Genomic DNA, 11,322 nt, shown 5'->3' with positions numbered 1-11,322 from the left:
GAGGTGGATTCATCCAGTTCAAAGGTGGATGAACGGAGTTCAGAGGTGGATTCATCCGGTTCAAAGGTGGATGAACGGAGTTCAGAGGTGGATTCATCCAGTTCAAAGGTGGATGAACGGAGTTCAGAGGTGGATTCATCCGGTTCAAAGGTGGATGAACGAAGTTCTAACTCTCCCCTGCTCCTCTGCTCCTCTGCTCCCCTGCTCCCCTGCTCTCCCACTCCCCACTCATACAATCCCACACGCGGAATCGGTTGAGGTGCCGCAGGATTATATGCAGTTAATAAGCAACTATCGGAGATAAATTGCAGAGCATTAACGAAATTTTCCACGCCGCCTTCGCTAAAATACTGCCATATTTGGTTAACAATAGCCAAGGGCACGGTAGACTGGGAAATTAAATCGGGATCGAAAGCGTCATCCCCTGGCATTACAATGAGGGTTCTACCATTTCGTTGCACAATTTCTTGCACTACTTCTAATCCATAGCCCCAGTAAGAACGTCCTCCTAACAGGCGCAAAATAATTACTTGGGCAAGTTCCAAAACTTGCTCGCCATAAGTATCTATGCTTAATTGTTGCTGCAACTGCAATAGGTTGGCGACTCTTAATGCCGGAAAGCTTGGGGGTAACTTTGTCACCGCAGCTGCCAAGGTTTGAATGTCAGTATCAGCAGCCGTAATCAACACGAAAGGCGCGGGAGTTTGTTCTACAAAAATTAAACCCTCTGACTGATTCCATCCACCCGATGTGCTACTTATACGATGCATAATCCTGTGTTACCGTTTTAAGTTATTGGTTAGTACATAATCAAAACAAACTTTTTTCCCTGGATTCAGCCCTCTCTTACCAAAATGATTGAAAATGCTTAGTTCTCCTGATTTGAGCTTTTGTCGAACCTTACCTATTGTTGTATTTAATCAGCTTGGGGAATTGTTAGAACAGATGGCTCAAACTGTAGAATGTGACCCTCTGGTACTCACAGAAGCTGTTCTGGTGCGAATTTGTATACCTCCAGCGCGGCAAAGGCAAAGGTTTACATTAGTGGTTTCTGAGCGGTTTAGTGTCCTTTTGGCAGGAAACTTTGACGAGGAGCAGGGAAGTTATTCAGGAATCAATGCTCGGTTGACGTTTAATTTAGATGCGATCGCTTCTTTTGTCTACGAATTGACAGATTTATTTGAGTACGATTCTGATACTCACCAAAATCTCGAACGCTATCAGCAAATTATTAGACCCAATGATGTTACGCTCCAAAGTAAGTTCTCGCTGTTGTTATTAGAATATCTCCTAACTCAGCCAAACCAAGAAATAATAGCACCTCCAAGCCCAATTGGGCCCGCAGTTTATATCTGTCAGCCAGTGGAAGATGCCTTAAAAAAACAGGTTTCCCAAGAACGGTTGTTGAATCAGGTAACAACGCAGATCCGCAAAAGCCTGGATTTGCCAGTGATTATGGCAACGGCAATTACACAGGTGCGTGAGTTTCTAGAATTAGACCGATTAGTAATCTATAAATTTGAAGGTTCCAAAGTCAAGACTCAACAATACCAGTCTTCTCCAGATGATGGTAACGGTAAACACTCAACTTCTATTTCAGTAAATAATCAATCTCTACTAAAAGACTTCCAAGAGTATGGAGGTTATATTGTCTATGAAGCCCGTGCTACAAACGCCATTACATCTGTATTGAATTACACAGAAAAAAATTGCTTTATGCGAACCTCTCAATGTTGGGAGAAGTATCGTCAAGGCTTTACCTTAGCTGTGGATGATGTCGAAAAAACTTATGCTCTAGAAGAGTGTTTATTGAATTTTTTAAGGGAAAGCCAAGTTCGGGCCAAGTTGGCAGCACCGATTATATTTGAGGATAAATTGTGGGGTTTGCTGATTGCTCATCAGTGCGATGAACCCCATCAGTGGAATGATAGCGAAAAAAACTTGCTGGTTGCGATCGCCGAACAATTAGCGATCGCAATTCACCAAGCTGAGTTAATGCAAACCCTCACCCAAGAAAAACAAACTCTCGAACAACGAGTGATTGAACGCACAATTGGACTACGTGATGCTCTCCTCGCCGCCGAAGCTGCTAGCCGCCTCAGAAGTGAATTTCTCGCTACTATCAGTCACGAATTACTCACGCCTTTAACTTATGTGATTGGGATGTCGTCTACCTTGTTACGCTGGCCTTTGGGTGAATTGAGTCAACGACAACGCGACTATCTGCAAACAATCCACGATAGTGGAGAACATTTATTAGAAATGATTAATGACATCCTCGATTTATCGCAAATCGAGGCTGGGAAGACAGCTTTAAATATTTCAGAATTTTCTTTGGTGAATGTTGCTGAAAATGCTATAGAGTCGTTACAAAAAAAAGCAACAAGCGAACAAATTAATCTCAACCTTGATTTGCAAATCGATCCCAGGCGCGATCGCTTTACCGCCGATGCAGAACGAATATCCCAAATTCTCTCGAATCTGTTAACTAATGCGATTAAATTTACCCCCGAAGGTGGTAATGTTACCTTACGCCTTTGGGTGGAGGATGATACAGCTATTTTTCAAGTGGAAGATACCGGCATTGGTATCCGCGAAGAACAGTTACCATTAATCTTTGAAAAATTTCAGCAACTAGATACACCCTACCGCCGCCGCTACGAAGGTACTGGACTTGGATTAGCTTTAACTAAACAACTTGTAGAACTCCATCGGGGTCGAATTGAAGTAGAATCAACTATCAGTATTGGCTCAATTTTTACTGTATGGATACCAACTCAGGCAATGAGAGTGCTGAGTTAGAAATCTGCTTATCAAACCAGAATTCAGGAGTCAGAATTCTTCTTCAATTTCGCATTTTCTCCACACAAATTAAAAAGTAAAAAGAGAATCCCCGGAACCCACCTTCGGCAGGTGCGATCGTAAATACTGTATTTTTGAAAATGACTTAAATGCTGCACTTTAGAAGCATGACAGTATCACCATTAGATATAAGAGTAGAGGATATTAACCACTGCGGTATAGTCGCAGGTATATGTAATGAGATGGAGCTAGTAGAGCAAATCAACCGGCTACTAGGAAGCCATCCGCAAGAAATTAATTTAATTTTGCAATATGTCTATTCGTCGCGATCTAGAATACATCACAAATTAAAAGTAGTGGCATATTCCAATACGCCACTACTTTTAAATAAAAGGGTTTAAGTACAGAGCTAAATCTACAATCTAATGGCTTTCAATTATATGGTTGATTGAATCTCCTACTCACTGCCCAAGCTGAATTATGAATTTCGACTCCCGTATTCTCTATCAATGCTATATCAGCACCTACTAGTTATCATCTGTATGTTTATCATAAGGCTCACCTGTAAAAGGTTGTACCCCAATATCAGGATAAGCATCATCATTAGGGCCAAAAATCCGCATTGCAGCTTCAGAAATATACTGAGTTATATTAGCAAGGATTTTGGAAATAGCCATAATATTTGGACTCCTTATTTTTGAGTCGCTTTAATTGTGCTACCTATACTTTAATGCTGATATTATTGACTGACACTAATCCTCAATATATCGAGAAGATACGCAATATATATTCAGATAACTTCGCAATACTTTATTTTGTTAAAAAGCCAAACTTTTCTCTTTGATTCTAATTCAAACTTAGCCATTTATTCAACCCCACTCTGGTAAATAACCTAGAAAACCAACTTGCCTTATATAAAACTCCTATTTGATTTTTGAACAAAATTAGGTATTGTCGGGTGTGTAAGAATGAAGTTCGTAACGTACCATTATCGAGGGTTTAGTGCCGTACTCTCCGTGCTAACATAACGCCAGTGACGCTACCCGCCCAAGTCGGGAAACCCGCCCACACGCCTGCCTCCCCTACGGATTTTTTCTCCAAATCAAACCGGATTCCTATAGTTACGCCCAGACGCAACAGACATCACAAAGCGAATTTGACTACAATTCTGAGAAAGAGTAGCAAAAACCTAATGTCTAAAAAGTCTGATTCGCAGTTCCAAAATCTCTTTACTTCAGCCAAATCAACCAATTGGGACGAAAGATTAGCCCAAATAGCCTATCGCTTTAACCGAGAGTATCAAGGTGAAACCTTTGAACTCCCAACCGAAGTTCAGGCGATGCCGATATTCCGTGAGTGGATTGGAGGTAGTTTTGCAGGGAGAATTGCTTCCCCTTTTTGGGAAGTTGCTCAACCTCAAAAAAACCAGCACTGTATAGATATTGGCTGTGGTATCAGCTTTTTAATCTATCCTTGGCGGGATTGGCAAGCATTTTTTCATGGGCAAGAAATCAGTAACGTGGCACGTGATACCCTTAATTCTCGCGGGCCACAGTTGAATTCCAAGCTGTTCAAAGGTGTTGAATTGGGAGCAGCCCATCAGTTAAACTATTCACCAGAGCAGTTTGATCTAGCGATCGCAACAGGATTTAGCTGCTATTTTCCACTAGAATACTGGAATGCAGTACTGGCAGAAGTTAAGCGAGTCTTAAAACCAGGTGGACATTTTGTATTTGACATCCTCAATCCAGAACAACCTTTAGCAGAAGATTGGGCTGTTCTGGAAACCTATTTGGGGGCTGAGGTGTTTTTAGAGCCTGTAGCTGAGTGGGAAAAAACCATTAAGGCGGCTGGTGCGAAAGTAGTAACGCAGAAATTAGGGGAATTATTTCAATTGTATAAAGTGCGATTTTGAAAATCAGTAGCTAGGCATGAAGGGTGCTGGTAAGTTTAATTATGCCTACCTACTTACCATCACTCAGGGATCAGTGGACTTGATGGATCTAAAGAAGTTGTAAAAACAAAATAGATTACTCCAGCTCCGAGAATCATCACAGCAAGACTGAACAATAACACCCATCGGTCTGTTGGTTCATAAGTATCTTCTTCGATATCACGACGGACTGCAAAATAGTGGGCTGTTGAGAGCCAGACTGTGATTAAACCCACCAACGAGAAGACTAAACCTAACTTCCAGCCATTGCCAGGACGGGGTATCAAAGGTACTTGGAAGGCACGCAAACGCACAATGACGACACCAAAACCTAAAAGAGCGATCCCTGTCCGCATCCAAGCCAGATAGGTTCGCTCATTTGCCAAGTGATCTCGGATTCGGGACGGATTGAGTCGTCCTGGCTTTTTTTTATCTTTATCTTCTTCTGTAGATTTCAATTTTAACTGCATCAACAACACCCTTATCCCCAAAGCGGCTCTTATCAAAAAAATGCGAAGGTAGTAGGAAATCTCTTTCCTGATGACTCGCACCGAGCGCAATAGTTGCGCTATTGAAATATGCTTATTGTGATTGTACATTTTTTCAAAATTAATTTTAATGCAGATATCGAAATAAAACAAGCCTGACAGGATAATTCGTAATTCGTAATTCGTAATTGATGATATAGAAAAACTGTGAGTAACAAGGGGCATAAAAAACAGCCAAGAATCAGAGAGATTTTTCACCAGTGCAAGTCAGGTTTCTTCTCTAATTTTGGCTGTTACTCTGTTGAGATTGGGAGCAATTATTCAAAAATAGCCTATGCAGTTGTATTTCAAGACTTATTGCTAGGCGCATTAGGAACTCGTGTATCAATGATATCTTGCGATATCTCTGGGATAAACCAGTTAGCTTTACTGCTGTTAAGAACTTTCACTGTTGGAACATTCAATTCAATCGCAGCAGTATCTGGATTTGTCTTAACAACCAACTGAGTTCCATCAAGGATCTTTAGAGCCACAGGCCCTGTCAATTTTTCACCTTTCCCATTAGGACTAGAAGTGAAATCAGCTACCTTGACATTAGTCGGTAGATAAATGCCATCACAATCCCAGTTGTTTTTTGTAGACTGACCATTAGCTAGAAAATACAGACCATTGTCGTATACGGCATCTTCATTGTCTTCATCATTTGGTCTTTTGCCGTATACTGCGATGGTCTTACCTGTTTGATTTTCGCATTTACCCCAGTTGATTCCCGTCTCTAATGCATATTTTTGCAGTGTTAATTCCTCAGTTCTCGTTTGAATTTCTTCTGCTGTCAAACCTTCAACTTGAGTTTGGGTATCTTTTGTCTGAGACAATTCGTTAAGAGCTTTAGTAACTTCGATGTAATCAGGGTTTTTGCTAAATTTTGGTCTGTCAGCAAAAGATGGTTGAGCAAAGGCGAGATTGGCAAAAATCATTAAGAGAATTAGCAGAGATTTCCAGACTTTCATGTTTTGATTCCTGTTGATGGGTAAGATATTTTGTCGTTTTAAATTCATTTTGGCGAGAAAATTCATCATGTACCTCTTTCTAGATACTTAGTTTTTCTTGTTCTTGACTCGATGAATGAGTATTGAAACTTAAAATTAATGAGAATATATAACTAGAAACTACAGATAAAAGAGTCCAGGTAACATTTTCTGTGACAATAAACACACCCAATCCAATTAAGATACAAGGCACAAAAGTGTTGCCATTTTCAGTTAAGAAGTTTGCGATCGCAGGTAAGTAGGTTAACTTGTAAGCGGTGTAACACCATACACCCACTAGCGAGAAGAATACACTTAGGATAATTAGCAGACTATCTAATTCCGAGTTGGCAAACAGAGGTACGTAGACACTGATATTATCACTACCATTAGCAAAAGCGATCGCCGCTACGTTGCAAGTTTGCGGAGAGAGAAAACTACTAACTATAGAGGGACAAGACGGCTCGGTTTCTTCTTCGGCTTCCTCTGCTGAATCCTCTTGGCGTTTTAGTAAACCACTGACACCAATGATTATTGGCATTAAACCAAGTAGTCTAATCCAGTCCTGCGGTATAATCATTCCACCGAAAAAACCGGGAAGGCTAGCAACGATCAATGCAGCAAAACCGAGATACTGACCAGCGAGGATGTGACGACTGCGAAACGTTTTACTTATTTGTGAAAAAAGCAACGTCAGAATGACAATATCATCGATGTTGGTGGCAGTGAATGCGGTAATCCCTGTGGTAATTGCAGTTACTAAATCGCTCATTTGTGGAAGTCCTTATTTTCATGCTTGGGAATTGGGCGTTGGTTATTTCCCCCTGTCCCCTGCTTTCTAGTTGGCCGTTTGAGTCCGTGCCGAAGCCTTGATTTATACTTTAGTCAAACTAACCGATAGAATCAAATGCTTTTGTTTGTCAAAATGATAAATGAAAGTGATTATAATTTTGACACCAAGTTGTAGGGATACCATAAATGGCAGGAATGACGCTTGAACAGCTAAAAATCTTTCTAGCTGTGGCGCAGCACTTACACTTTACTCGCGCCGCCGAGGAGCTTTATATTACACAACCTGCCGTCAGTGCAGCAATCCACAACTTAGAGCAAGAATATGGTGTGAAGCTATTCCATCGGATTGGTCGCCATATCGAGATTGCTGAAGCAGGTAAATTACTGCAAGTGGAAGCGCAGAAAATTCTCGATCAAGTTTCCTTGACAGAAAGGGGATTGCGAGAATTGAACAATCTGCAACGGGGTGAATTGAAATTAGGATCGAGTCTGACAATTGGTAACTACTGGCTACCAAGTAAGATTAGTGAGTTTAAGAGCCTATATCCCGGTATCCAGATTGACTGTAGCCTTGCCAATACAGAGGATATTTGTCTCGGAACGGCCACAGGACAGTTTGATTTAGGTTTGGTAGAAGGAGATATCAAGCCAGCCCTCCAGAGTACTCTAGAGTATGAAATAGTAGGGAGCGATCGCTTGCAAATTGTCGTCGGTCAAAAACATCCTTGGTTTGAGTGGGGAGAAATCGACCTAAGCCAATTGACTAAAACTGTTTGGGTGATGCGAGAACCAGGTTCTGGAACCCAGCAAAGGTTTGAAGAAGCTTTACTAAATTGGGGAATCAATCTCAGCGAACTAGATGTAATTTTAGTGTTCAATAGTGGGGAGATGACAAAAGCAGCGATCGAAGATGGTGTCGGTGCGATCGGAATTTCTGAGTTAATGGTAAAAAAAGAAATACAACTAGGAACCCTGCGGGCAATTCGAGTCATTGATAATAGAGAGGGTAAAGGTGCGATGCCTACGGCAGGCTATGCCTACGCAGAAATAGTTAGACCTTTTTTCAAACTCAAGCATCGTCAGCGTTTTCAAACTGCTCTTTCCAAAGTATTTGAACAAATGTTGATATCGTCTATGTTAGATAGTTCACATCAACATAATATATCGATTATTTAAAGTAACGCGAGTTCGACTACTCATCTCATGTACTAACCGCCTAACTAACTTAAATATTGAAACCTATGCCTGCTTTTACAGTGCTGAGTAAGAATAATACCAAGTACTAAGTACAACTTTGCGTAAGAACGTAGCATTAACAATGTCGGATATTGCCAAATTTAATTCGCTACGAATTAATCAAATACTGTACTAATGCCATTTTTTGTGAAGCTACGCCAAATTTCCTTTGCTTCTTATTTCTTTCTTTGTGCCCTTTGCGTCCTTTCGGTTCGTTCCTCATATAGATCGGCGCACCTTCATACAGAAATGGTATAAGCATTTGGTAAATACCCCACCCCTTGTGAATTGACTAACAGTCTCATAGAATTCGGGGGATATAAGCGAACAGGCTGAATTCATTAATGGTGACACCACAAGACGCAAGACAATACGCCCCAGCAACTGAGCGCAATCGCGAACCAATTCTAGAAATACTTTTGCAGGTATTGCCTCAGAGTGGAACTATTTTAGAAATAGCAAGTGGTACTGGTGAACACGCAGTCTTTTTTGCGTCTAGGCTCAGGGATTGTCAGTGGCTACCGACAGATGTAAATTTAGAATTACGAGCCAGCATTATTGCATGGACTGAACACAACGTATGCGATAACGTTTATGCACCGATTGAGCTAGATGTTAGAGAACCAGTTTGGGCAGTGGAGAAAGAGGCAGTGACTCAGAGGCTGAATCTGGAGCCAATAGTCGCCATGGTCAACATTAATATGATTCACATTTCACCGTGGTCAGCTTGTCTAGGACTAATGGCAGGGGCAGGTCGGATCTTAACAGCAGGAGGAATCCTCTATTTATATGGGCCTTTTAAACAAGGTGGAAAACATACAGCAGCGAGTAATGCAGCTTTTGACGAATATTTACATGGGCAAAACCAAGAATGGGGTGTGCGGAACTTAGATGATGTAGTAGCAGCAGCTAAGGCAGAACATTTCATCTTGAAACAGATTTACCAAATGCCAGCAAATAATCTTTCAGTAGTCTTTGAACGTTCTGCTGATGAATAATTCCTGGAAATAGTTTTGGTGCAGACTCGAACATCTGGCAACAGATAACTTTATTGGTATATCGCGCCACCATATCTACACAGGCTACAGACAAAGCAGCTACCCTGAAAATTAACAGCAATCTGTCACAGCTATTGGCTATACTCACCGTCATCATCGTCAGGCAGATTTGAGAAATACCCTGCTGACATCGAAATACCAATATCTTCCGGCCCAAATTGAGGAACTGCTTAAAAGATTAGCCGTCTAGGTTGAAGTAAAAGTGAATAAGTATTGGGTGTTGGGCAAAACAGTTCTGAGTTCTGAGTCAAGAATAAGATTCCCTACTCAGCACGGGCTAAACGCCCTGCTAACGCTAACAAGACTCAGCACTCATGAGGGGGCATTGGGCATTAATTATTTTTCTGCTTCCTGCTCCCGTATGCTTACCCTTTTCATTCGGGGGTTACGTGGTTAACAATGGGTTGAATGTTTTTTAAATGGTTCAATCTTATGGCTAGAACTCCAAATGAATATTCCGTCTACCTCCTACTGGAAAGCGGCCACCGGGAAGAAGTACGTTTTCCTACTATTCAAGAGTTTCAGAAGTGGTATAGCGGCGAACTTGTGCCAAAATCTGCTTCTAATGACTTTATTAGCGTGCCGATCAAAAATATTCAAGGGGAATATATGGTAATCCGCCCTTCTCGGGTTGTAGCAATCCGGGTAGAACCCGTTTTTAGTTCCAGTGTTGAAAGATTCAACTAAATGATGAGAAAAACCCTTGCTTTCCTTTCCTTGAGTCTGGGAATCGCCCTTATAAATCCTCTTTGGTCGGCTGTTGCTCAGGTTCCTAACTTACTACCGTTGCCAATACCGACTACTCCCGAACTCTCACCTATACCAATACCAATTACTCCTGAGATAACGCCGCCGCTAAAACCAATCGCCATTGGAAGCGATTGTCCACTCCGGCAGACTTGCTTGGGTTGGGACGATCAAATTTGGGGTAGAACAGGTGCTTCGCTTACCGGAGGCGATCGCAAAGCGCTATTGGCTTCCATTGATAACAGTCTGCTCTACCTAACAAAGGGTGACGCGATCGCAGCATATCAAAATTATCCAGTCAAGGAAATTACCCTCGATCGCGTCCGGAGGAGTTTGTTACGTTTCCGCCAACTGGTTGTCAGTTCTAAGTCAGCAGACCAATTACAAGCCGCCGTCCGTCGAGAGTTTGTCTTTTACCAGTCTGTAGGCAACGATGGCAAGGGTACTGTTAAATTCACTGCTTACTACGAACCTGTTTACACCGCCAGCCGTGTCAGGACTGCAATATACAAGTATCCCCTTTATCGGCTACCACCTGATTTCAGCCAATGGCCTAAACCACATCCAAAACGAGTTGATTTGGAAGGGAAGGATGGTTTAAAAGGGAATAAGAGCAAGTTACACGGTTTAGAACTGCTTTGGTTCCGCGATCGCCTCGACGCATACATGGTACATATCCAAGGTTCTGCCCAAATTAAATTAACTAATGGCAAAACAACATCAATTGGCTATGCAGGTGGAACTGATTACCCTTGGACTAGTATCGGCAAAGAACTAGCCAAAGATGGCAAAATGCCACTCAATGGATTGACACTGCCACGGATGATTGCTTATTTCCGGCAAAAACCCCACGAGTTGAGTAATTATCTGCCGCGCTGGGAACGATTTATTTTCTTCCAAGAAACTGGCGGAACGGGTGCTACAGGCAGTATTCATGTGCCAGTCACAGCAGAACGTTCTATTGCTACAGATAAGTCTCTCATGCCTCCAGGAGCGCTAGCACTGATTTACAACTCATTTCCCTATGCTGCTCCCCGTGGCAAACTAGAGAATCGTACTGTCAGCCGCTTTGTGCTTGACCAAGATACAGGAAGCGCCATCAAAGGCCCGGGCCGGGTGGATTATTTCATGGGGTCTGGTAAACTAGCAGGCGATCGCGCTGGCATCACAGGCGGTAATGGTTCACTATATTATTTGCTGCTCAAATATTAGACATTGGGCATTGAAAAGAGGCAGAG

The 11,322-nt window shown here is 42.0% G+C and carries 10 protein-coding genes and 2 pseudogenes; 7 read left to right on the top strand and 5 right to left on the bottom strand.

Annotation, left to right across the window (positions count from 1 at the left end):
• Positions 1-770: pseudogene (locus CDG77_RS31195) on the bottom strand (cobaltochelatase subunit CobN); the annotation flags it as partial.
• Between the two features lie 94 nt (positions 771-864).
• Here CDG77_RS31195 and CDG77_RS31190 point away from each other — a divergent pair.
• A complete protein-coding gene (locus CDG77_RS31190) occupies positions 865-2,802 on the top strand; it encodes a GAF domain-containing sensor histidine kinase (RefSeq protein WP_094333093.1) in 1,938 nt (645 codons plus the stop codon).
• Between the two features lie 167 nt (positions 2,803-2,969).
• Positions 2,970-3,098 (top strand): annotated as a pseudogene (locus CDG77_RS38145) (DUF4277 domain-containing protein); the annotation flags it as partial.
• A 231-nt stretch (positions 3,099-3,329) separates the two neighbouring features.
• Here CDG77_RS38145 and CDG77_RS37065 read toward each other — a convergent pair.
• Complete coding sequence (locus CDG77_RS37065) at positions 3,330-3,479, bottom strand: hypothetical protein (RefSeq protein ID WP_181154171.1); 150 nt, start codon at positions 3,477-3,479, stop codon at positions 3,330-3,332.
• 515 nt (positions 3,480-3,994) lie between these two features.
• Here CDG77_RS37065 and CDG77_RS31185 point away from each other — a divergent pair.
• The gene (locus tag CDG77_RS31185; protein ID WP_094333092.1) at positions 3,995-4,717 is read left to right on the top strand and encodes a class I SAM-dependent methyltransferase; all 723 of its coding nucleotides are present in this window, start codon (positions 3,995-3,997) and stop codon (positions 4,715-4,717) included.
• A 59-nt stretch (positions 4,718-4,776) separates the two neighbouring features.
• Here CDG77_RS31185 and CDG77_RS31180 read toward each other — a convergent pair whose 3' ends face one another.
• The 3 genes from CDG77_RS31180 to CDG77_RS31170 all read right to left on the bottom strand — a co-directional run bounded on the left by CDG77_RS31180 (position 4,777) and on the right by CDG77_RS31170 (position 7,023).
• Complete coding sequence (locus CDG77_RS31180; protein ID WP_094333096.1) at positions 4,777-5,205, bottom strand: YidH family protein; 429 nt, start codon at positions 5,203-5,205, stop codon at positions 4,777-4,779.
• A gap of 365 nt (positions 5,206-5,570) precedes the next feature.
• Positions 5,571-6,233 (bottom strand): hypothetical protein, encoded by a 663-nt coding sequence (locus CDG77_RS31175; protein ID WP_094333095.1) that lies wholly within the window; start codon positions 6,231-6,233, stop codon positions 5,571-5,573.
• A 79-nt stretch (positions 6,234-6,312) separates the two neighbouring features.
• The gene (locus CDG77_RS31170; RefSeq protein ID WP_094333091.1) at positions 6,313-7,023 is read right to left on the bottom strand and encodes a cadmium resistance transporter; all 711 of its coding nucleotides are present in this window, start codon (positions 7,021-7,023) and stop codon (positions 6,313-6,315) included.
• 206 nt (positions 7,024-7,229) lie between these two features.
• On the opposite strand from CDG77_RS31170, the gene CDG77_RS31165 reads away from it, so the two are divergent.
• The 4 genes from CDG77_RS31165 to mltA all read left to right on the top strand — a co-directional run bounded on the left by CDG77_RS31165 (position 7,230) and on the right by mltA (position 11,296).
• Positions 7,230-8,219, top strand: a complete 990-nt coding sequence (locus tag CDG77_RS31165; RefSeq protein WP_094333090.1) for a LysR substrate-binding domain-containing protein — start codon at positions 7,230-7,232, stop codon at positions 8,217-8,219.
• Positions 8,220-8,623: 404 nt separating this feature from the next.
• Complete coding sequence (locus CDG77_RS31160) at positions 8,624-9,277, top strand: DUF938 domain-containing protein (protein WP_094333089.1); 654 nt, start codon at positions 8,624-8,626, stop codon at positions 9,275-9,277.
• A gap of 492 nt (positions 9,278-9,769) precedes the next feature.
• Entirely contained in the window at positions 9,770-10,024 is a 255-nt protein-coding gene (locus CDG77_RS31155) for a hypothetical protein (RefSeq protein ID WP_094333088.1), read from the top strand.
• 3 nt (positions 10,025-10,027) lie between these two features.
• Positions 10,028-11,296, top strand: coding sequence for a murein transglycosylase A (gene mltA / locus CDG77_RS31150; protein ID WP_094333094.1), 1,269 nt, complete (start codon positions 10,028-10,030; stop codon positions 11,294-11,296).
• The last annotated feature ends 26 nt before the right edge of the window (positions 11,297-11,322 follow it).

The organism is Nostoc sp. 'Peltigera membranacea cyanobiont' 213 (assembly GCF_002245975.1).
GTDB lineage: Bacteria > Cyanobacteriota > Cyanobacteriia > Cyanobacteriales > Nostocaceae > Nostoc.
The sequence above is the reverse complement of the archived record's forward strand: the minus strand, read 5'-3'. Positions and strand labels throughout refer to the sequence as shown.

What these genes read in the sequence shown, in the direction of transcription:
- CDG77_RS31190 (WP_094333093.1), top strand. Translation starts at nt 865, where the DNA reads ATGCTTAGTTCTCCTGATTTGAGCTTTTGTCGAACCTTACCTATTGTT.
- CDG77_RS37065 (WP_181154171.1), bottom strand. Translation starts at nt 3,479, where the DNA reads ATGGCTATTTCCAAAATCCTTGCTAATATAACTCAGTATATTTCTGAA.
- CDG77_RS31185 (WP_094333092.1), top strand. Translation starts at nt 3,995, where the DNA reads ATGTCTAAAAAGTCTGATTCGCAGTTCCAAAATCTCTTTACTTCAGCC.
- CDG77_RS31180 (WP_094333096.1), bottom strand. Translation starts at nt 5,205, where the DNA reads ATGCAGTTAAAATTGAAATCTACAGAAGAAGATAAAGATAAAAAAAAG.
- CDG77_RS31175 (WP_094333095.1), bottom strand. Translation starts at nt 6,233, where the DNA reads ATGAAAGTCTGGAAATCTCTGCTAATTCTCTTAATGATTTTTGCCAAT.
- CDG77_RS31170 (WP_094333091.1), bottom strand. Translation starts at nt 7,023, where the DNA reads ATGAGCGATTTAGTAACTGCAATTACCACAGGGATTACCGCATTCACT.
- CDG77_RS31165 (WP_094333090.1), top strand. Translation starts at nt 7,230, where the DNA reads ATGGCAGGAATGACGCTTGAACAGCTAAAAATCTTTCTAGCTGTGGCG.
- CDG77_RS31160 (WP_094333089.1), top strand. Translation starts at nt 8,624, where the DNA reads ATGGTGACACCACAAGACGCAAGACAATACGCCCCAGCAACTGAGCGC.
- CDG77_RS31155 (WP_094333088.1), top strand. Translation starts at nt 9,770, where the DNA reads ATGGCTAGAACTCCAAATGAATATTCCGTCTACCTCCTACTGGAAAGC.
- mltA (WP_094333094.1), top strand. Translation starts at nt 10,028, where the DNA reads ATGAGAAAAACCCTTGCTTTCCTTTCCTTGAGTCTGGGAATCGCCCTT.